Below are 21,669 nucleotides of genomic sequence, written 5' to 3'. Positions count from 1 at the left end.
ACGGACTTGGGGCGCGTGTATAACGCGCGCCCGAAAGCGGGGGATGTCGCGCCTCGATGGTCCGGCCCTATCGTACCTGGAAGCGATCGACGCTCTGTCGCAGGTTCTCCGCGAGTTCGGTAAGCCTGACCGCCGAACTCCTGACCTCGCCGACCGCCACATTGTTGGCGTCGATCATTTGCGAGATCTGCTCGATCTTGGTCGCGACTTCGTGGCTCGCAACCCCTTGTTCGGAGAGCGAGGAGGAGATGTCGTTGACGATGAGGACCAGCGATTCCGAGCTTTGATTGATCCGATTGATGGCATCGCCGGCTTCGTCGGAAAGGCTCACGCCTTCGTTGGCTTCCTTGACGCTGGATTCCATCGCGGCGAAGACTTCGAGCGAGCTTTGCTGGATGTGCTCGATCAGTTCGGAGATCTCCTTGGTCGAGCCCTGGGTCCGTTCCGCGAGCTTCCTGACCTCGTCGGCGACGACCGCGAAACCGCGGCCCGCCTCACCCGCACGCGCCGCTTCGATGGCGGCATTGAGCGCGAGCAGGTTGGTCTGATCGGAGACTTCCTTGATGACGTTAACGATCGACGAAATCGCCTCGGACTGCTTGACGAGCCCCTGCACGACAGAAGCCGAGCTGTTGATCGTGACCGCGATCGCCCTGACCTTTTCGCCGGACGCCCGGATGGTTCTACCGCCATCTGCACACAGGGCGCGTGACGAATCGGTCTTTTCGTCCGCCTCCTTGGCCGAGGCCGAGATGTGATTGACGCTGACGCTCAGTTCCTCGATCGCCGACGCGGCCGAAGCCGCTGCCGCGCTTTGACGCTCGGACGCACTGGCCACCCGCTCGGCGCTGTGCGAAAACTGCCGGGAGGCGTCCACCAGCTCGTCTGAATTGCGTTTGGCCTTGCCGATCAGCTCGCGCAGGCTGTCTTGCATCGTCCCCAGCGCACTCATCAACGCGCCCACTTCGTCGCGCCCTGTGACACGCACTTGGGCGCTGAGATCGCCACTGAGGTCGCCCCGCGCGATGCGGTTGGCAACTTCGACGGCGCTGCGCAGCGGAGCGGTAATCGAACGCGCGATCAGCATCGAGATGAATCCCGCCGCAACGAGCGCCGCTGCCGCGGTCGCGATCATGAATTTCTGAGACGAGTTGCCGGTCGCCGTGGCTTCGGCCGCGTCCTTCTTGGCGAGTTGCTCCTGCTGATGGATGTCGGCCTGAAGCGACTTGATGTAGGGAATCTGCGTCGGACGCACTTTTTCCAGCAGCGCGGTCTTCGCCTCGGCCAGTTCGCCCGCTTCAGCCAGTTTCAGGAATTCCTCTTCGGGGCCGAGATAAGCCTGTCTTGCGGTCTGGACTTCCTCGAAGGTCTGTCGATCTTCGCCGGTGAATGACATCGCCTGCAGTTTTGCAACGGCTTCGGCCGCCTGGTCGCGGTTGCGTCGGATTTCGGCGAGTTGCGCCTTGACCTGCTTTTCGTCGTCTATGAGAACAGCTGTGCGCATGCGCCCGGAGCTGTCGAGCACGGCGAACGACAGATCGTTGACCAGCATGAGTTTGACGAGGTGATCGTCGATGACGCGGTTGACCTGGCCTTCGTAGCGCGATACCGCGAGGATGCCGGAACCGGCGATGAAGGCGAGCAACAGGGCGAGACTCGCGAAACCAAGCAGGAGTCTGGTCGCGATTTTGAGATTGTTCATTTGGGGCTCCAGGGGCGCGACTTGTTCTTTTCGTTATTGCGGCTGCGCCCATTCTAGCTATCGCGTTTGCCGGCAATGTGTCGAGCAGATGTGGCAAACAGTCCTTATTCTGACGAACGCACCGACGATCTCGTTGCGCCGTCGCGGTATTCGCCGGGGCTCACGCCGGTCCACTTACGGAAGGCGCGGTAGAAGGCGCTGTGCTCAGCAAAGCCGAGCGCGCGCGCAACGTCCTCGACGGACAGGCGGGAGTTGCAGAGGAAGTCGATGGCGTAATCGCACCGCAGGTCGTCCTTGATGGTCCGGTAGGAGGAGCCTTCCCGTTCCAGTCGCCGGCGCAGCGTGGACGGCGTCGTGCGCATCGCGGCGGCGAGAGCGTCGAAGGTCGGCCATTCGGCCAACTCGATCCCGGAGAGCCGGGCCCGCACCCGTGCGACCGCCCCACCCCGGCTGCGGTACTTCACGAGGAAGTTTGCCGGCGCTTGTCGGAGAAATTCCGTGGCTGACTTTGCATCGCGGATCACGGGCAAGGCGAGCGAGCGAACGTCGAGCACGAGGCGGCTCGCCGGCTGCCCGAAGGCCAATGGGTCACCGAAGATGAGGCGATATTCCGCAACATGCGGCGGCGCCTCCTGACGGAAGGCGGTTTCCAGAATCGGCAGGCGGCGCCCGGTCAGCCACGATGCCAGTCCGTGCAGGATGACGAAGAGCGTGCCGTGCGCGAACAGACGCGTCGCAGTCGTACGGTCTGCCAGCGTGAGCACGGCGCGCTGGCCTTCTATGGTCAGCGCACCGCAAACGTCGTCCAGCACGAGCGAGAAGAAGCGAAAGGCACGCCCCAGCGCGTGGCCGAGGTCCGTGCAGTCCAGCACCGCATGACACAGGATCGCAAAGCTGCCCGAGCGCATCGGGTGCGAGTCCATGCCGAAGAATTCGTCGCCGAGCGCCACCGCGACGGCATGCCACAGCGCGCCGTATTGCTGCGGCGATACGCGCGCCATCGGCCGGTCCAGCAGATCCGGCGCGATGCCCGCCTCAACCATCAGCGCCGCGGTATCAATTCCACGTTGCTGTGCCTCGAGCAGCGCGTCGGCAACGAAACAGATCGAAATCGTGCCCTTCTCGACTGACACTTGAGCTCCCCTACAAGGACATGACTGGCAAAACCTGTCACGTATTTTGAGCGATTTCGGCGTGGGAAGGCAGGCCCCCCCTCCCTAGACTGCACAAAAAACCAAACTCGACAGAGACATTCACTTGGAGGAGAGGCGATGAACGTCAATGACCTGGCGGTGCATGCGGCAGCGGATTACCGGGATTTTTCCCGCAACTTCCGGCTCGCTGATTTGGCGAAGGAGTTTTCCGGCGACTTCGAGATCGGCATCAACGCCGCAATCGAATGCTGCGACCGCCATTGCGGAGAGGGGCGGATCGCGCTGAATTGGGAAGGACAGGACGGTCGCAGCCGCAGCCTGAGCTTCAAGGAGTTGCGCGACCTGTCGTGCCGCTTCGCAAACTATCTGGTCGATCTCGGGATCAAGCCCGGCGATCGCGTCGCCGGCCTGTTGCCGCGCATCCCCGAACTGCTGGTCGTGATCATCGGCACCTGGCGCGCCGGGGCCGTGTATCAGCCGCTGTTCACGGCCTTCGGGCCGAAGGCAATCGAATACCGCGTCGGATCGAGCGAAGCGAAGCTGATCGTCACCGACTCGGCAAACCGATCAAAGCTCGACGACGTGGCGAACTGCCCGCCGATCATGACCGTCGCCCGCGACACCAAACAGGCAGGTGTGTCGGGCGAGATCGACTTCCACCGCGAACTCGGTCGTCAGAACGACATCTTCAAGCCGGTGGCCCGCAGCGGCGAGGACGCTTGCATGATGCTCTTCACCTCGGGGACGACCGGCCTGGCGAAGGGCGTCGCCGTGCCGCACAAGGCGCTGAGGGCGATCCACATGTACATGCGCTACGCGGTCGATCTTCGCCCGAGCGATGCCTACTGGAACATCGCCGACCCAGGCTGGGCTTACGGCCTCTACTTCGGGGCGATCGGCCCCTTGCTGCTCGGCAAGGCCGCGACCTTCTACGACGGCCCGTTCTCGGTCGATAGCACCTACCGCATGATCGAGAAGTACGGCATCACGAATCTCGCCGGGGCGCCGACGGCCTATCGCCTGCTGATCGCGGCCGGCGCGGAAGAGGCCAGGCGGGTGCGCGGCCGCCTGCGTGTCGTCAGCAGCGCGGGCGAACCGCTCAATCCTGAGGTGATCCGCTGGTTCCGCGACCATCTGGGCTGCCCGATCAACGACCACTACGGCCAGACCGAGATCGGCATGGTGCTGTGCAATTTCCACGGGCTGGCGCATGAGATCCGCGCCGGGGCCGCGGGACTGCCGATCCCCGGCTATCGCCTTGCGGTCGTCGATGAAGATGGCAACGAGGTCGCGCCGGGCGAGCAAGGCACCCTCGCCGTCGATCGCGAGCAGTCGCCGCTCTACTACTTCCAGGGCTACTGGCGCCAGAACACCAGCGCCTTCGTCGGCAAGTATTACCTGACGGGCGACACGGTGGAGCTCGGCGAGGACGGCAGCATCGCCTTCGTCGGCCGCGGCGACGACATCATCACGTCGGCGGGCTATCGCATCGGGCCCTTCGACGTCGAAAGCTGCCTGATCGAACACGCGGCGGTGGCCGAGACCGCGGTGGTCGGCAAGCCGGACCCCGAGCGCACCGAGATCGTGAAGGCCTTCGTCGTGCTCAAGCCGGGCTACGAAGCATCCCCGGCGCTTGCCGAAGAGCTGCAGCTGATGGTCAAGCGGCGCCTTGCGGCGCACGCCTATCCGCGTGAAGTCGAATTCGTCGCCGAACTGCCGAAGACGCCCAGCGGGAAGATCCAGCGCTTCCTGCTGCGTCGGCAGGAAGCCGGCGGCAACGTTTGAGCAACGCACCTAATGGAGACTCGAATGATCGATCCCGTAGTCATCGTGGCAGCCCGCCGCACCCCCATCGGCGCCTTCCAGGGGCAGTTCGCCTCCGTCACCGCGCCGCAACTCGGTAGCGCCGCGATTGCCGGCGCGCTCGCCGACCTCGGAGACAAGCTTGCCGACATCGACGAGGCCGTCCTCGGCTGCTGCCTGATGGCTGGAGTGAAGCAGGCACCGGCCCGTCAAGCGGTGCTCGGTGCCGGTCTTCCGCAATCGGTGCCGGCGACGACGCTAACCAAGATGTGCGGGTCCGGCATGAAGGCGACGATGCTGGTGCACGACATGCTGCTCGCGGGCAGCTGCACGGTCGGCCTCGCGGGCGGCATGGAATCGATGTCCAACGCGCCTTATGTGTTGTCGCGGGCGCGCGAGGGCTATCGCCTCGGCCACGGCGAGTTGCTCGATCACATGTTCCTCGACGGCCTGGAAGACGCCTACGAGGGACGGCTGATGGGCTACTACGCGGACGTGTCCGCGAGCGAACATGGCATTTCCCGCGAGCGCCAGGACGCCTACGCGTCCGAATCCGTACGCCGTGCCCAGCACGCGGTCGCGAGCGGCGCATTCCGGAATGAAATCGCACCGGTAACCGTCGTCGGCAGAAAAGGCAGCATCGCGCTGGCGGACGACGAGACCCCGGGCAAGTGCGATATCGCCAGGATCCCGCAGCTGAAGGCGGCGTTCCGCAAGGACGGAACGGTGACCCCCGCGAATGCCTCGTCGATCTCCGACGGCGCCGCCGCCCTGGTGCTGATGCGCGAATCCGAGGCCGTGCGGCGCGGCCTCGCCCCGCTTGCCCGCATCCGCGCCCACGCGACGCACGCGCAGGCGCCGGGCCAATTCACGACGGCTCCGGCAACCTCGATTCGCAGCGCCCTGGCGAAGGCCGGCTGGCGGATCGGCGACGTCGATCTGTTCGAGATCAACGAAGCCTTTGCCGTCGTCACGCTGCTTGCGATCGACGAACTCGACCTGTCGCCGGACAAGGTGAACGTGAATGGCGGCGCCTGCGCGATGGGCCACCCGATCGGCGCGACCGGCGCACGCATCCTCGTCACGCTGATCCACGTCCTGCGCAACCGCGGATTGAAGCGCGGCATCGCGAGCCTGTGCATCGGCGGCGGCGAAGCGACGGCCGTTGCCGTCGAAATCCTGTGATACGGAGCGAACCATGATTCTGAACCAGGAACAGGAAATGATCCGCGACTCGCTGCGTCAGTTCGCGAGCGAGCGCCTCGCGCCGTTTGCCGCCGATTGGGACAAGCACCACACCTTTCCCCGTGAGGCGCTGAAGGAGTTGGCCGATCTCGGCGCTCTGGGCATGGTGGTGCCGGAGCAATGGGGCGGTGCGGGCCTGGATTACGTGTCGCTGGCGTTGGCGATCGAGGAGATCGCCGCGGGCGACGGGGCGACCTCGTCGATCGTCAGCGTGCAGAACTCGCTCGCCTGCGGCATCACGCTGAATTACGGCAGCGAGGTGCAGAAGGATCGGTATCTGAAACGCCTCGCGAGCGGCACATGGCTCGGCTGCTTCTGCCTGACGGAGCCGCATGTCGGGTCGGATGCCTCCGCGATCCGCACGACCGCGGTCCGCGATGGCGATGAGTGGGTGATCAACGGCGTCAAGCAGTTCATTACGACCGGCAAGAATGCGCAGCTCGCGCTCGTGTTTGCGGTGACCGACAAGCTTGCCGGCAAGAAGGGCATCTCGTGCTTCCTCGTGCCAACCGATACAGCGGGTTTCCAGGTCGCGCGGACCGAGGACAAGATGGGGCAGCATGCGTCCGACACGGCGCAGATCGTGCTGGAAGACTGCCGCGTCCCGGCCGACCATCTGCTCGGCAAGGAAGGTGAGGGATACCGGATCGCGCTCTCCAACCTCGAGGCCGGTCGCATCGGCATCGCCGCGCAGTCGGTCGGCATGGCGCGGGCCGCGCTCGAGGCGGCGGTGAAGTACGCGAAGGAGCGCGAGGCGTTCGGCGTGCCGATCGTCAAGCACCAGGCGGTGAGCTTCCGGATCGCCGACATGGCGACGCAGATCGAGGCAGCCCGCCAGTTGACGCTGCATGCGGCGACGCTGAAGGACGCCGGCCGGCCCTGCCTGAAGGAGGCGTCGATGGCGAAGCTCTTCGCCTCCGAGATCGCCGAGCGTGTGTGCTCGGACGCGATCCAGATCCACGGCGGTTACGGCTACGTGTCGGACTTCCCCGTCGAGCGCATCTATCGCGACGTGCGGGTCAGCCAGATCTATGAAGGCGCGTCCGACATCCAGCGGATGGTCATCGCGCGGGCGGTCACTGCCGACTGACGCCGACGAACGGGAGAACCGCAAATTCGGCGAGCGGCCGCGGCCCGGTCACACGGAAACCACCGCCGATTATTCGCCGCCCTCCAACAACCCCAGCAGCTGCGCCCGCCGTACCACGTGTTTCCGGTTCGCCGCATCGAGCTTGCCGAACAGGTTCTTGAGGTGCCACTTCACGGTCTCCTCGCCGACGCCCATGGCTTGGGCGACCTCCTTGTTCGAGAGGTTGCGGGCGAGGAGTTCGAGGACTTCGCGCTCCTTGGGCGTGAGCACCATGCTCGGCAGGGCGCGTGGGGCGTTGGCGTCGCGCGGGGCTTGCGGCGCGGCGGGACGCAGGACGCGAGCGACGGCAATGCTGCGGCCGGGTTCGGGGTGGCCGGCTTCGTCCAGCGAGAGGCTGCGGGCCCAGTCGGCGATGGCGGGATGGGCGTCGACGAAGACACGGGCGAGGCCGTAGGTGTGGGCGAGGTCCAGCGCTTCGCGCATCAGCTCGCGGCCGTGCAGACTGTTGCGGTCGAGCACGTAGGCACGTAGCGCCATGTTCTCGATGGCGGCGCGGCCGAGCTTGAGGCCTTCGGCGAAGGGGGTGGCGCATTCGAGCGCAGCGTGGGCGGCGCGCCAGTCCTGGGCGGCGATCGCGGCGTTGGCGTGGGCGGTGGCGCGCTGCAGTTCGACCATGCGTTTCCACACGGGGCCCCGAGTGCCCTCCTCGCGTGCGAGGATCTCGTCGATGCGCTGGGCGAGCGCGCGGCAGGTTTCCGAACGGAAGCGGCCAGCGTGCATCCGCACCTGTTCGGCGAGGCTGACGATGCACAGGCGCGGCATGTTGCGCGTGGCGCCGATCGCGAAGAGCGTCTCGAGGAGATCCAGGGCACGGTGTTCGATGCCCTGCGCGGCGGCGATGCGGGCGGCGGTGCGATAGGCGAGCAGCGCCGTTTCGGGGGTGCCGGTGCGCTCCAGCACGTCGAGCCGGTTCGCGAGCAGCGCCGCGGCCTCGTCGACGCAGTCGCTCTCGTAGGCGACGGTCGCGAGCAGCGCCGCGAACATGCACGTGAGCGGATGACGTCGCCCGAGCGATTCGTCGGTCATCGCGAGCGCGGGGCGCAGCACGTCCGCAGCGAGCCGCAACTGCCCTTCCCACAGGTAGCTCAGCGCGGTGATGAATTCGCCCCAGCGCGCGGCATAGGCCGGGGTGCCATCGTATTCGGCGCGCGGGGCCTGCTGTTCGTGACGGCGCGCGAGTGCCGGGTCGCCACGCAGGATCGCAAGCGCCGCGAGGCGGTTGGCGTGCATCTGCAGCAGGCGCGGCTCGCGCGTCGGGGGCGCGTCGGCCCAGGGCTCGAACAGCGCAATGAAGCGGTCGGGCTCGTCGGCATAGTAGGCGGCACCGCTCGCGATCAGCGCGCACTCGTAGCGCAGCAGGGCGTCGACATCCGGTGCAGCGAGAATGTGCTCGACGAGACGTTCGGCCTCGTCGTGGCGCTCGCTCACCGCCAGCACCCACGCGGCGGCGAGACGTAGCCGGGGACGGCGGTCGAGTTCGGCCTCGGGGAGGAGTTCCACCCATTCGAGCACCATGCCGAGCTGCCCCTGCATCACGGCGTCGTAAAGGCAGTGTTCGGCGAGATCGTAGGCGGCATCGCGATGTCCGGCGGCGAGCGCGTGACGCGCCGCCTTTTCGAGCATGCCGTGTTGTTCCAGCCAGCGCATCGCGCGCAGGTTCAATTCGACCCGCTCGTCGGCGGGCCATTCGGCGAGCCGCGCGCGCATTGCGTCGCGCGCGAGGGTGTGCAAGCGGCACCATTCGCTGTCGTCGGCCGCGACGAAGACCGGGATGTCGCGCATCAGGCGCGCGATGCGCTCGGCGGCATCGGCCTGGCCGGTGAGGGCGGCGCACAGGTCGGGGTGCAGCATGTCGAGGATGGCGATGCGCGTCAGGAAACCCGCATCGTCGGCGGAAAGGTTCGCCAGCAGGCCGCTGAGGAGTTGCTCCTGAAGGTTGCCGCCGCGCGCCGACATGGCCTCGACAACGGCGCGCGCGTCGCTGCCGCGTTCGAGCGCCGCGAACGCGAGCTGCAGGCCGAGGGGCCAGCCTTCGACGGTTTCGTGGATGCGCGCGCAGGTATCGGTGTCGACCTTGGTGCCGAAGCGGTTGCGGACGAGGTTCAGGGTTTCGTCGAGGCGAAAGCGCAACGACTCGGCACCGATCAGCAGGCAGTAGCCATAGGCGCAGAGGTCGGCGACTTCATGGTCGAGCCCGCTGCGCGAGGCGACGACGAGCCTGAGGTTGGCGGGCGCGTTGTGCAGCAGGTAGGACAGGATCGCGAACGCGCCGGGGGGCAGGCGCTCGGCCTCATCGACCATCAGCACGAGATCGAGCGAGGTCTGCGCGACCTCGGCAAGCCACGCGGTGACGCCTTCGAATTCGCTCGCCGATGCCCCAGCGCCTTCGATCAGGATGCGACCGAAGGCGGGCCGGCCGCAGCCGGAGCGCACCGCGTAGACGAGGCTTTGCAGGAAACGCTCCGGGTCCGACTGCTCGTCGGCAGAGATCCACGCGACCGCTGCGCCCCGCGCGAGGATTTCCCGCCGCCACTGCGCAAGCAGCGAGGTCTTGCCGAAACCCGGAGGCGCCTGGACGACGACGACCTGACGATCCCGGAACGCTTCGTCGTCGAGACTGAGCCGAGGGCGCAGCAGCAGGTGCCGCGGCGCACGGGGCGCGGTGGTCTTGAGCACGAGTTCCGGCAGCGCGCTTGCGCCGATCGCAGAGGTCATGGATGTTCCGAGTCGTTCTTATCCGGCATGTGCGCGATGCGCCATTGCAGCTTATACCGACGCCCGCGGGAGGGGGTGTCGAATTATAGGCATGCCCCCGAGGGGGGGCCTCCCCCCCTTGTTCGAGGGGGGTACGACGATACTCGCGTGACTAACATCCGACTCAAGTCATCCCTCGAAGCAAGGAGAGCGGCATGGAATTCGTTGATGTCTGCGCACTGGAAAGCATCGCCCCCGGCGGCTCGCGGGCCGTTCGTGCAGGCGGTCGCGACATCGCGCTGTTCAATGTGGACGGCACCGTGCATGCGATCGAGAACGCCTGCCGCCACGGCGGCGCAGCGCTCGCCGGCGGCAAGCTGTGCGGACGGATCGTAGCCTGCCCCGCGCATGGATGGAAATACGACGTGACGACCGGCGCGCATTCCATCGCGCCCAGCCTGTCGGTCGAGAAATTTCCGGTCGAGATTGTCGACGGCAGAGTCCGCATCGCGACTGTGAACGCAACACAAGAATCCATCTGAACCGCTCCCAGGGAGGCGCCATGTACCGCCATCTGCTCGTGCCCATCGACGGCACCGATCTTTCGACGGAAACCATCAGCAACGCCGTCGAATTCGCCCGCACGCTCGGCGCACGCATCACCTTCTTCCACGCGCAGCCCGACCACGCGGCGGCGTTCAGCGGCGAAGCGGAGATCGTGCGTATGACCTCGCCGGCAGACTTTGCCTATGCCTACCAGGGTCGGGCGCGCGAGCTGCTGGCGAAAGCCGAATCGGCGGCGCGGGCGCTCGGCGTACCCTGCGATTCCGCAACCGCGGTGAGCGATTCGCCGTACCGCGCAATCATCGCCGCGGCGCAGGACGCCGGCTGCGACCTGATCTACATGGCTTCCCACGGACGGCGCAGCAGCATCGGCATGATGCTCGGTTCGCAGACGCTGAAGGTGCTGGTGAACGCGGGGATGCCGGTGCTCGTGGCCGCCACCTCGGAGCCGCCCGCGACCTCGCAGGCGATCGGCATCATCCGCGACGAGCATCGTTCGCTCGCCGCCGTGCTGCATGCATGGCTGCACCTGCTCGATAGCGAAAATACGCAACCGAGCGCGCCGCAGGAGCCGCCGCGCGGCGAGCTGATGCGCGCGATGATTCATTACATCAAGACCTTCCCGGTGGCGCTGCATCACCCGAAGGAAGACGAATACCTGTTCTGCAAGCTGCGCGAGCGTACCTCCCGCTTCAACGCGGAACTCGACGAACTGGAGCGCCAGCACGAGCGCGACCACCAGATGCTGGACGAGCTCGCGACGATCGTCGAGCGGCATCTCGCGGGCGAGGCGGACGTCGCGGCGGTCAAGGACACCGTGAGCCGCTACGCGCACTTCATCTGGGAACACATGGGGCGCGAGGAAGGCGTGATCCTCCCCGCCGCGCAGCGCTACCTGACGCCTGAGGACTGGGACGAGATCAGCGCCGTGTTCTCGGAGAACGGCGACCCACGCTTCGGCGGCGATGCCGACGCGGAGTTCAAGCGCCTTTTTTCGCGCATCGTGAATTTCGCGACGTCGTCGGACCGGAAATAAAGAGCTTTACTTCAAACAACACGCGGCCCGCTTCGCGCCGCACACAGGAGCACAACATGGCCAATGCCATTCGAATCCACGAGGTCGGCGGTCCGGAAGTGATGCGCTGGGAATCCATCGAAGTCGGCGCGCCCGGCCCCGGCCAGGTCCGCCTGCGCCACGAGGCGGTCGGCCTCAACTTCGCCGACACCTACTTCCGCACCGGCCTCTATCCGATTCCGCTGCCGAACGGCTTGGGCGTGGAAGCGGCCGGCGTGGTCGAAGCGATCGGCGAAGGCGTGACGAACGTCGCCGAGGGCGACCGCGTGACCTACACAGGCTTCATCAACACGCTCGGCGCCTACAGCACCGCGCGCATCATTCCCGCCGCGCCGCTGATCAAGCTGCCGGATGCAATTTCGTGCGAGACCGCGGCCGCGATGACGATGCGCGGCCTGACCTCGGCCTACCTGATGCGCCGCATCTGGCCGCTCCAGGCGGGCGACACGATCCTGCTGCACGCAGCGGCGGGCGGCGTCGGGCTGATCGTTTGCCAATGGGCGAAGTTGCTGGGCCTGACGGTGATCGGCACCGTGTCTTCGGAAGAGAAGGCGGCGATGGTGCGCGCCCACGGCTGCGATCACGTGATCTTCTATCGCCGCGAAGACGTCGCCGCGCGCGTTCGCGAGATCACCAACGGCGCAGGGGTGTCGGTGGTGTTCGACAGCGTCGGCAAGACGACTTTCGAAGGCTCGCTCGCCTCGCTCAAGCGCCGCGGCCTGATGGTGTGCTTCGGCACGGCCTCCGGCCCGATCGAGGCTTTCAACCCGCAGCTGCTCGCGATGAAGGGCTCGCTCTACCTGACCCGCCCGGCGCTCGCCGATTTCATCAGCACACCGGAAGAACGCGACGCGCTCGCCGGCGAGCTCTTCGATCACGTCGCCGCCGGCCGCATCAAGATCGAGATCAACCAGCGCTATGCGCTGCAGGACGCCGTGCAGGCGCACCGCGACCTGGAAGCCGGCAAGACGATCGGCTCGTCGATCTTCACCGTCTGACCGAATACAAAAAGAACACGTCCCGCAGAGAGATAACGAAAAACCCACGGACACATAGGAGACAGGTTTCATGAATCAGACGACTCAGGACAGACGCGCAGCGCCGGCCTTCGTGCGGCCAAGCGTGCTCAACAGCTCGGTGAAGTTCGAGCCGCTCACCGCCAGCATCGGCGCCGAGCTGCTCAATGTGAACATCGGCGACGCCTCGCGCGACCCGGCACTGTTCGCCGAGATCAAGGCCCTGCTGCTTGAATACAAGGTGCTCTTCCTGCGCGACCAGGACATCACGCGCGGCGAGCACGTCGGCTTCGCCGAGCGCTTCGGCAAGCTCGAAGACCATCCCGTCGCAGGCAGCCATCCCGACTATCCGGGCCTCGTGCAGATCTACAAGTCGCCCGACCAGCCGATGGACCGCTACGAGAACGCCTGGCACACGGATGCGACCTGGCGTGAGGCACCGCCGATGGGCTGCGTGTTGCGCTGCGTGGAGTGCCCGCCGGTGGGCGGCGACACGATGTGGGCGAACATGGTGCTCGCCTACGAGAGGCTGCCCGAAGATATCAAGGCGAAGATCGCCCAGCTGCGCGCCCGCCACAGCATCGAGGCCACTTTCGGCGCCGCGATGCCGATGGAGAAGCGGCTCGCGCTGAAGGCGCAGTACCCGGATCCCGAACATCCCGTGGTGCGCGTGCATCCGGAGACAGGCGAGAAGGTGCTGTTCGTGAATGCCTTCGCGACCCACTTCACCAACTTCCACACGCCGGCGAATGTGCGCTTCGGCCAGGACTACGCGCCGGGCGCCGCCGAGTTGATGCAGTACCTGATCCGGCAGGCCTTCGTTCCCGAATACCAGGTGCGTTGGCGCTGGAAGCCCAACAGCATGGCGATCTGGGACAACCGCAGCACCCAGCACTACGCCGTCATGGACTACGCGCCCTGCCACCGCAAGATGGAACGCGCCGGGATCATCGGCGACGTGCCCTTCGGCCCTGAAGTCGCCGCACGCTGACCCCGACGCTCACCCCATAGAGACCACCCCAAGGAGTATCCAGATGAATTTCCTCGACGGATCGCTGTTCCCCGAAAACCAGCAAAAGCTCGTCATCACCGCCGCCCCCTACGGCCCCGAATGGGCGCCGTCCGACTTCCCGGAAGACATTCCGGTGACGATGGAAGAGCAGATCCAGAAGGCGGTCGATTGCTACAACGCCGGCGCCACCGTGCTCCACTTGCATGTGCGTGAGCTCGACGGCAAGGGCTCGAAGCGCCTGTCGAAGTTCAACGAGCTGATCGACGGGATCCGCGCCCGCGTGCCCGACATGATCATCCAGGTCGGCGGTTCGATCTCCTTCGCGCCGGAAAACGACGGCGAGGCCGCGAAGTGGCTGTCCGACGATACCCGCCACATGCTCGCCGAGCTGACCCCGACGCCCGATCAGGTGACGATCGCGATCAACTCGAACCAGATGAACGTCGTCGAACAGATGTGCGAAGCCGACGTTGCCGGCACCTCGCTCGCCGAACCGGCGATGTACCAGGCCTACCGCGAGATGACGATTCCGGCCGGTCCGGGCTGGGTCGAAGAGCACATCCGCCGCCTGTCCGAGAAGGGCATCCAGACCCACTTCCAGCTCGCGACGATCTCGCAGCTCGAGACGGTCGAGCGCATGATGCGGCGCAACGTCTGCAACGTGCCGCTAATCCTGACCTGGGTCGCGATCGGCGGCGGCTTCGATGCGCCGAACCTCTACAACCTCGCGAACTTCGTCCGCGCCTGCCCGGACGGCTCCGTGCTGACGCTCGAGACCTCGATGCTCAACGTGCTGCCGCTCAACATGATGGCGATCGCGATGGGCCTGCATGTGCGCTGCGGCATCGAGGACAACATCTGGACCCAGCGCCGCGACCGTAAGATGGGCAGCGTCGAGCAGATCGAGCAGCTCGTGCGCATCTCGCGCGAATTCGGGCGCGATATCGCCAACGGCAAGGAAGCCCGCGAGATCTACAAGATCGGCACCTTCTACAAGGACGCCGACGAGACGCTGGCGAAAAACGGCTTCGCGCCGAACCGCAAGCCGGGCCAGATCGGCTTTCTGCAGCACGCGGCGTAAGCTGTAATAGGTAGTACGAGCAAGGGGTCATCTCGGCCCCTTGCCGCCAAAAAAAGATAAGAGGAGACACGCTTGGCCGCCTACATCGCCCAGGCCCTGCCGGAGGCAACGCCTGCTGCCCCGACCGCGCCACGTACCTACGCCTGGATCGTCTTCGCGCTGACTTTCGGACTGCTGCTGTCCGACTATATGTCGCGCCAGGTGCTCAACGCCGTATTCCCCGTGCTGAAGGTCGAATGGAGCCTGAGCGATACCCAGCTCGGCTCGCTCTCCAGCATCGTCGCGCTGCTCGTCGGCCTGCTCACCTTCCCGCTGTCGGTCGTCGCCGACCGCTGGGGGCGCGTCAAGAGCGTCACGCTGATGGCCGGGCTGTGGAGCCTCGCGACGCTCGCCTGCGCGATCTCCGCCAACTACAACCAGATGTTCATCGCGCGCTTCTGCGTCGGCGTCGGCGAAGCCGCTTATGGCAGCGTCGGCATCGCGCTGATCCTGAGCATCTTCCCCGCCCATCTTCGCTCGACGCTGAGCAGCGCCTTCATGGCCGGCGGCCCGGTCGGCTCGGTCGTCGGCATGGCTTTCGGCGGCGTGATCGCGGCAAAATTCGGCTGGCGCTGGTCTTTCGGCGCGATGGCCGGCTTCGGTCTCGCGCTCGTCGTCCTCTACGCGCTGATCGTGCGCGAGAGCCGGCTGTGCCCCGCCAATGGGTCCCGCCGCACCGCGCAGACGGCCGCCCGCCCTGGTCTGCGGACCATCTTCTCGGGGCTGTTCTCGTCGGCGTCGGTCATCGCCGCCTATGTCGGCAGCGGGCTGCAGCTCTTCATCATGGCCGCAATGCTTGCGTGGCTGCCGAGCTTCCTCAACCGCTACTACGCGCTGCCGACCGACAAGGCCGGCGTGGGCGCCGCAGTGTTCATCCTCGTCGGCGCGATCGGCATGGTCGTCTGCGGCATCGTCACGGACCGCCTGAGCCGTTCCGCGCCAGGACGCAAATGGACGATCGCGATGACCTACTCGCTGGGCTCGGCGACCCTGCTGCTCATCGCCTTCCAGCTCCCGCCCGGGCCCGCGCAACTCGTCATGATCGGCGCCGGCATGGCAATGGTGGCCGGCACGACCGGGCCCGCGGGCGCGATGGTCGCGAACCTCACGCATCCGTCGATCCACGCGACCGCCTTCGCGACGCTGACGCTCGCCAACAACCTGCTCGGCCTCGCCCCCGGCCCCTTCCTCACCGGCTTCATCGCCGATCGCATCGGCCTGATGGGCGCGATGCAATTCGTGCCCCTGATCGCGCTCGCCGCCACCGCCGCGTTCGCGATCGGAAAGAGCCACTACGCCGAAGACCTCAGGCGCATCGAGGCAATGCAGCGCTGACTTTCCAACCCCGATTCACGATAAAACAACGATGAAGACCTTCCCCACGATCCTGTTCGTCCCCGGCCTGCGCGACCACGTTGAAGAACACTGGCAGACCATCCTCGAAAAGAAGCTCAAGGCAAAGCAGATCGATGCCCGCTCGGTGCCGCCGCTCGAACGCGACAAACTGAGCCGGGATGCGCGTGTCGCCGCGCTCGATAAGGCACTCGCAGAAATCGACGGCCCGGTGATCCTCGTCGCCCACAGCGCCGGCGTGATGATCACCGTGCATTGGGCGCAACAGCACAGCCGGCCGATCATGGGCGCGCTGCTCGCCACACCGGCCGACCTCGAATCGCCCTTCCCGCCCGGCTATCCGACGACCGACGCGCTGCGCGAGAATGGCTGGCTGCCGATCCCGCGCAATCCGTTGCCTTTCCCGAGTATCGTCGCCGCGAGCGAAAACGACCCGCTGGGCAGCATCGAGCGCGTCACCGAGCTCGCCAAAGCCTGGGGCAGCCGGCTCGAAAACGTCGGTTCCGTCGGCCACTTGAACCCGGCAGCCGGCTTCGGCGAATGGCCGCTTGCGGAAAGCTTCATCCGGGAACTGGTCGACAAGTAAGAAGCCCACTCGTCATCCATACTGTCACTACAGATGACGAGTGAGCGGCGATGAACACCGAGCCAGGCACCGAGCAGGAAGGCGACCGGTCCGAGCCCCCCGAGGTCGACACCTCCTGGAACGTCCAGGAACTGGTCTTCCGGACGCTCGTCGACATGGTGCCGGACCGCATCTACGCCAAGGACCGCCACAGCCGCTTCGTCTTCGCCAACAAGGGCGTGGCGTACTACATGGGTACGACGCCCGAGGCGATGATCGGCAAGACCGACTTCGATTTCTACCCCCCGGAAATCGCATCGCAGTACTTCGCCGTCGAGCAGGAAATGCTCCGCTCGGGCGAGCCGCTGATCGCCTTCGAGCAAGTCGTGCCCGATCTCAGCAGCGGTGCGACGGGCTGGCTGCAGACGACCAAGATGCCCTTGCGCGACCGCGAGGGTCACATCATCGGCATCGTCGGCGTCGGTCGCGACATCACGGAGCTCAAGCGGATCGAGACGGAGTTGCTGGATCGCAACGAAGATCTGACGGAACTCAACACCCGGCTGCGCCAGACCCAGGAGCAGCTCGTGCAGTCCGAGAAACTCGCCTCACTGGGACGAGTCGTCGCCGGCGTCGCGCACGAGCTCAATACGCCGCTGGGCAATGCGATGACGGTCGTGTCTTCGCTGGAAGAACGCCACCGGGAGCTGGAGGCGCTGGTCCAGGGCAACCAGCTTCGCCGCAGCGACCTGCTTTCGGTGATGGAGGCGACACTGAGCGGGTTGGATCTGGTCCACCGCAACGTGACGCGGGCAGCCGACCTCGTGCGGGACTTCCGCCAGCTCGCGATCGATCCCGCAAGCGACCTGCAAAGCCGTTTCGACCTGGCGATCGTCATCGACGAGGCGCTGGAAACGATACGGCCGCGTTTCAAGCGCACGCCCTTTGAACTGCGCACGACGCTGGAACCCGGCATCGTGATGGACAGTTTCCCCGGACCGCTGTGCCGCGTCGTCACAAACCTGGCCGTGAATGCCCTCGTCCATGGCTTCGAGGGCCGCACCGAGGGCATCGCGCACGTCAGTTGCAGTCGGCTCGACGCGACGCACACGAGACTCACCTGCTCGGACAACGGCGTCGGCATGAACGCCGAGATATGCAGGCACATCTTCGAACCCTTCTCCGCGCCCTCGCTCGGCCAAGGAGGCGCGGGGCTGGGTCTCTATGCCGTGCACGGCATCGTGACGGGACTCCTCGGGGGGACGATCGGGTTCCGCAGTTCGCCGGATCAGGGGACTACTTTCGAGGTCGTCTTGCCGCTGACCGCGCCGCAGCCATAGGTTGCCGGCAAATCGCCCATTCCCGGTCACTTCACGGCGATGACGACGTGCGCCTGGATCTTGCCATCGACGGCGCCGGTCCCGAATCGAGCCGCGATGGCGGCCGCCGCTACCTCGGTGGCTTCCTCCAGGCGTGAGGCATCGCGGGTTTCAATCTCGTTTCTCAAGGGTGTTCCCTCGCAGTAGGCGACTGCCGGGATGCGGGGAGATGTGGCGCGGCTACGCGCCGCAACGGTGTGGAACTGAGGCGGCATGCTGAATCCGCCCTGCTCCACATCCTGTTCGATGACTTGCCGGTCGTAATAGCCGTGCGGCGTTCGCGCGAGAAAGCGCGGTGGGTCTTCAGGAAACATGGCTGCGACCGCACTCGTCACGACATCGGCAAATTCGTTTTCGGCGATCTCGTCCCACACGCTGAACATAAAGACGCCGCCTGGCCTCAGTACCCGGCGCGCTTGTGCGAAAGCTTTGGATCTGTCGGGAAAGAACATCGCGCCGAACTGGCAGACCACAGCATCGAAGGACTCATCGTCGAAGGGCAAGTGCATCGCGTCCACCTGGCGCCAATCGACGGGACGCCGCGTGCCGACGGCCATCGCGTGGTCGAGCATCGCCTGATTCAAGTCCGTCGCAACGATGGCGACCGTTTCCGGCAGTTCAGCCGCCAGAGTGCGAGTCACTACGCCCGTTCCCGCCGCGATTTCGAGCACGCTAGAAGAAGGGCTTACCTGCAGTCGACTCACCAGATCCGCAGCATAGGGTTCGAAGATGAGCGGCACGAGACAGGTGTCGTACAGCCTTGGAATAGAACCCGCAAAGCGCTTGTCGTCGTCAACATTCGCCATGTCTCGCCCCGATTCGGTACGTTCAGATTTTCAATAGACAGCCGGGGCAAGGGATAGTTTTGATCCCCGATCAGCTTCCCTCCTTCTCCAGCTCTTCGAAGAGCCAGTCCTGGAAGCTGCGAATCTTGGGTAGATCGGCGCGCGACTTGAGCAGATTGAAGGTGTAGCCCTGCACCTTCGGGCCGTCCAATCCGAAGGGCGCGACGAGTCGGCCGGTCTCGAGTTCGCGTTGGGCCAGCAACAAGCTCTCGAGGCACACCCCCAGACCGTCGACCGCAGCGCTGATCGCCATGAAGGAGCGGTCGAAGCGCGGGCCGCGCGAGATGTCCAGCTGCACCTTGCGATGCTGGCGCATCCAGTCCCGCCAGCTCACGAGGCACACCTCGCTGTGGATCAGCGTGTGCTCGCGCAGATCCTCGGGGCTGCGGATCGGGTGCGGCCCGTCGGCGAGTGTTGGCGCACATAAGGGCACGATCGTCTCCGCAGGGAAAGGCAGGACCATCGTGCCCGCCGGCTGCAAGCGTTTCGTTCCGTAGCGGATATCGATATCGACCCCCTGCATCAACAGATCGGGCGGCGGCGGATAAGAGGCGTTCAGGCGCACATCGATGTCCGGGTGCGCCGAGCTGAAGCGCGCGAGTCGCGGCATCAGCCATTGCGTCGCGAAGCTCGGCGTCGAATGCACCGTGAGGATGTCGCTCTTCGCGGTACGCCCGAGCTCGCGTGTCGCCATCTCGATGCGCGAAAAGGCCGCGGAAACCTCCTCGGCGTAATGCCGCCCAGCGTCCGTCAGCACGACCGCGCGATGCACCCGATGGAAGAGGCGAACGCCGAATTGCTCCTCCAGCAGCTTGATCTGATGGCTCACCGCGGAAGGCGTCACGAACAGTTCTTCTGCTGCAAGTGCAAAAGAAGACAGCCGCGCGGCGGCCTCAAATGCCTGTACTGCCTTGAGAGGAACGCGATTTTGCACTGCAACACTCACATGAATTTAGTTCACCTATCTCTCATGATTATTCGTTTGAGCAAGAAAAATCAAGGGAATAAGCTTTCTCCCACTCGCCGGACGCATTCGACCAAGGCACGGCGACCCCTCGGAGCCCCCGCTCCAACCGAGAGAAACGATTCCAAAGGAGAACTGCGTGGATACCAGCGTAAGAGCCGCCCGCGCCGAGCTTGCCCAGCGTGCGTACCGCATCCGCCGCAATGCGCTGCTGATGGGCGAAGTGCAAGGCCAGGGCTACATCGCCCAGGCGCTCGACATCGCCGACGTGCTGGCGGTGGCGTATTTCGGAGCCATGAATTACCGGCCTGAAGATCCGGCCTGGGAAGGCCGCGACCGCTTCCTGCTGTCGAACGGCCACTACGCGATCGCGCTCTATGCGGCGCTGATCGAGGCCGGCATCGTGCCGCAGGAAGAACTCGAGACCTACGGCAGCGACGACAGCCGTCTGCCGATGTCGGGCATGGCGAGCTACACGCCAGGCATGGAAATGTCGGGCGGCTCGCTCGGCCAGGGCCTGACGATCGCCGTCGGCCGCGCACTGGGGCTCAAGCGCAAGGGTTCGAAGTCCTTCGTCTATACGCTGTTCTCGGATGGCGAACTCGACGAGGGCGCGATCTGGGAAGGCCTGATGTCGGCCGCCCACCACAAGCTGGACAACATAATCGCCATCGTCGACGTCAATAACCAGCAGGCCGACGGTCCGTCCTCGCAAATCATGGCCTTCGAGCCGCTGCGCGAAAAGATGGAAGCCTTCGGCTGGTTCACCCAGCGCATCGACGGCAACGACCTCGATGCCGTGATCGCCGCCTTCGACGCCGCGCGCAACCACCCCCTGCCCCAGCCGCGCATGATCATCGCCGACACCCTCATGGGCTGCGGCGTGCCCTTCCTCGAAGCGCGCGAAAAGAACCACTTCATCCGCGTCGAAGCACACGAATGGCAACTGGCCCTCGAAGCGCTGGAAGCCGGGAGGAAAGCATGAGCACCGCCGCCGCACAGAAACCCAAGCTGAAGACCTCGGCGATGATCGCCTCGATCGCCGGCGAAGGCCAGCGCACCCAGGCCGCGCCCTTCGGCCACGCCCTCGTCAAGCTCGCCGCCGAGCGCCCCGAGATCGTCGGCATGACCGCCGACCTCGCGAAATACACCGACCTGCACATCTTCGCGCAGGCCTACCCGGACCGCTTCTACCAGATGGGGATGGCCGAGCAGCTGCTGATGGGCGCCGCGGCCGGCTTCGCACATGAAGGCGCGATGCCCTTCGTGACCACCTACGCGGTCTTCGCGACCCGTCGGGCCTACGACTTCATGCACCAGACGATCGCCGAAGACGATCTCAACGTGAAGATCGCCTGCGCGCTGCCGGGTCTCACCACCGGCTACGGCCCGAGCCACCAGGCCGCCGAAGACCTCGCGCTGATGCGCGCAATGCCGGGCATGACGATCATCGATCCGTGCGACGCACTCGACATCGAGCAGATGGTGCCAGCGGTGGCCGAGCACAAGGGGCCGGTCTACATGCGTCTGCTGCGCGGCCAAGTGCCGCTGGTGCTCGACGAGTACGACTACAAGTTCGAGCTCGGCAAGGCGAAGCTCATTCGTGACGGCCGCGACGTGCTCGTGATCTCGTCCGGGATCATGACGATGCGTGCGCTGGAAGTCGCGAAGACGCTCGAAGCGGACCGTGTCGACGTCGCCGTGCTGCACGTCCCGACGATCAAGCCGCTCGACGTCTCGACGATCCTGCGCGAAGCGGGCCGCTCCGGCCGCCTCGTCGTCGTCGCCGAGAACCACACGACGATCGGCGGCCTCGGCGAAGCGGTCGCTGCCGAACTGCTGCGTGCCGGCGTCACCCCGCAGTTCCGCCAGATCGCGCTGCCCGATGCCTTCCTCGACGCCGGCGCCCTGCCGACGCTGCACGACCGCTACGGCATCTCGACCGCCGTGATGGCCTCGACCATCAAGACCTGGCTCGGCTGAGCCTGACCCTCCCGAAACAATCGCATGCGCCCTGCGGGGCGCACA

Annotated in this window: 18 protein-coding genes; 13 read left to right on the top strand and 5 right to left on the bottom strand. The window is 65.7% G+C overall.

The features are described from left to right. Window positions 1–67: 67 nt before the first annotated feature. Both VJ673_RS05920 and VJ673_RS05915 read right to left on the bottom strand, forming a co-directional pair. A complete protein-coding gene (locus tag VJ673_RS05920; protein WP_324125127.1) occupies window positions 68–1,702 on the bottom strand; it encodes a methyl-accepting chemotaxis protein in 1,635 nt (544 codons plus the stop codon). Window positions 1,703–1,806: 104 nt separating this feature from the next. Continuing rightward, window positions 1,807–2,835 carry an AraC family transcriptional regulator gene (locus VJ673_RS05915; RefSeq protein ID WP_324125126.1) on the bottom strand — a complete coding sequence of 343 codons (1,029 nt, stop codon included), beginning with the start codon at window positions 2,833–2,835 and terminating at the stop codon, window positions 1,807–1,809. Window positions 2,836–2,973: 138 nt separating this feature from the next. On the opposite strand from VJ673_RS05915, the gene VJ673_RS05910 reads away from it, so the two are divergent. From VJ673_RS05910 to VJ673_RS05900, 3 genes are read left to right on the top strand one after another with little or no spacing between them, the layout of a single operon-like run. Beyond that, window positions 2,974–4,641, top strand: coding sequence for an AMP-binding protein (locus tag VJ673_RS05910; protein ID WP_324125125.1), 1,668 nt, complete (start codon window positions 2,974–2,976; stop codon window positions 4,639–4,641). 24 nt (window positions 4,642–4,665) lie between these two features. Further along, a complete protein-coding gene (locus tag VJ673_RS05905; RefSeq protein ID WP_324125124.1) occupies window positions 4,666–5,844 on the top strand; it encodes an acetyl-CoA C-acyltransferase in 1,179 nt (392 codons plus the stop codon). A 13-nt stretch (window positions 5,845–5,857) separates the two neighbouring features. Then, a complete protein-coding gene (locus tag VJ673_RS05900) occupies window positions 5,858–6,994 on the top strand; it encodes an acyl-CoA dehydrogenase (protein ID WP_324125123.1) in 1,137 nt (378 codons plus the stop codon). Between the two features lie 69 nt (window positions 6,995–7,063). On the opposite strand, the gene VJ673_RS05895 is transcribed toward VJ673_RS05900, so the two are convergent. Continuing rightward, entirely contained in the window at window positions 7,064–9,769 is a 2,706-nt protein-coding gene (locus VJ673_RS05895; protein WP_324125122.1) for a winged helix-turn-helix domain-containing protein, read from the bottom strand. A 194-nt stretch (window positions 9,770–9,963) separates the two neighbouring features. Between VJ673_RS05895 and VJ673_RS05890 the strand changes: the two genes are divergently transcribed. The 8 genes from VJ673_RS05890 (at window position 9,964) to VJ673_RS05855 (ending at window position 17,793) form a co-directional block, all read left to right on the top strand. Then, the gene (locus VJ673_RS05890; RefSeq protein WP_324125121.1) at window positions 9,964–10,290 is read left to right on the top strand and encodes a Rieske (2Fe-2S) protein; all 327 of its coding nucleotides are present in this window, start codon (window positions 9,964–9,966) and stop codon (window positions 10,288–10,290) included. A 20-nt stretch (window positions 10,291–10,310) separates the two neighbouring features. Continuing rightward, a complete protein-coding gene (locus tag VJ673_RS05885; protein ID WP_324125120.1) occupies window positions 10,311–11,348 on the top strand; it encodes a universal stress protein in 1,038 nt (345 codons plus the stop codon). Window positions 11,349–11,404: 56 nt separating this feature from the next. Further along, window positions 11,405–12,385: a quinone oxidoreductase family protein gene (locus VJ673_RS05880; protein WP_324125119.1), complete on the top strand. Its 981-nt coding sequence runs from the start codon at window positions 11,405–11,407 to the stop codon at window positions 12,383–12,385. Between the two features lie 70 nt (window positions 12,386–12,455). Next, window positions 12,456–13,394, top strand: coding sequence for a TauD/TfdA dioxygenase family protein (locus VJ673_RS05875; protein WP_324125118.1), 939 nt, complete (start codon window positions 12,456–12,458; stop codon window positions 13,392–13,394). Window positions 13,395–13,437: 43 nt separating this feature from the next. Beyond that, window positions 13,438–14,496, top strand: a complete 1,059-nt coding sequence (locus tag VJ673_RS05870; protein ID WP_324125117.1) for a beta-keto acid cleavage family enzyme — start codon at window positions 13,438–13,440, stop codon at window positions 14,494–14,496. A 72-nt stretch (window positions 14,497–14,568) separates the two neighbouring features. Further along, the gene (locus tag VJ673_RS05865; protein WP_324125116.1) at window positions 14,569–15,870 is read left to right on the top strand and encodes an MFS transporter; all 1,302 of its coding nucleotides are present in this window, start codon (window positions 14,569–14,571) and stop codon (window positions 15,868–15,870) included. A 31-nt stretch (window positions 15,871–15,901) separates the two neighbouring features. After that, on the top strand, window positions 15,902–16,474 hold the full coding sequence (locus VJ673_RS05860; RefSeq protein WP_324125115.1) for an RBBP9/YdeN family alpha/beta hydrolase: 573 nt from the start codon (window positions 15,902–15,904) through the stop codon (window positions 16,472–16,474). A gap of 50 nt (window positions 16,475–16,524) precedes the next feature. Continuing rightward, window positions 16,525–17,793, top strand: a complete 1,269-nt coding sequence (locus tag VJ673_RS05855; protein WP_324125114.1) for a sensor histidine kinase — start codon at window positions 16,525–16,527, stop codon at window positions 17,791–17,793. Between the two features lie 26 nt (window positions 17,794–17,819). Here the strand turns inward: VJ673_RS05855 and VJ673_RS05850 are convergent, their stop codons facing one another. Further along, window positions 17,820–18,638, bottom strand: a complete 819-nt coding sequence (locus VJ673_RS05850) for a class I SAM-dependent methyltransferase (RefSeq protein ID WP_324125113.1) — start codon at window positions 18,636–18,638, stop codon at window positions 17,820–17,822. A 70-nt stretch (window positions 18,639–18,708) separates the two neighbouring features. Beyond that, entirely contained in the window at window positions 18,709–19,611 is a 903-nt protein-coding gene (gcvA, locus tag VJ673_RS05845; protein ID WP_324125112.1) for a transcriptional regulator GcvA, read from the bottom strand. Window positions 19,612–19,780: 169 nt separating this feature from the next. Between gcvA and VJ673_RS05840 the strand changes: the two genes are divergently transcribed. Both VJ673_RS05840 and VJ673_RS05835 read left to right on the top strand, forming a co-directional pair. After that, window positions 19,781–20,626, top strand: a complete 846-nt coding sequence (locus VJ673_RS05840) for a transketolase (protein ID WP_324125111.1) — start codon at window positions 19,781–19,783, stop codon at window positions 20,624–20,626. Beyond that, entirely contained in the window at window positions 20,623–21,624 is a 1,002-nt protein-coding gene (locus VJ673_RS05835; RefSeq protein WP_324125110.1) for a transketolase family protein, read from the top strand. Before VJ673_RS05840 ends, VJ673_RS05835 begins: the two co-directional genes overlap by 4 nt. The last annotated feature ends 45 nt before the right edge of the window (window positions 21,625–21,669 follow it).

Source organism: Aromatoleum sp., assembly GCF_035254505.1.
Classification (GTDB): domain Bacteria; phylum Pseudomonadota; class Gammaproteobacteria; order Burkholderiales; family Rhodocyclaceae; genus Aromatoleum.
This window is presented reverse-complemented; position numbering and strand designations above follow the sequence as displayed.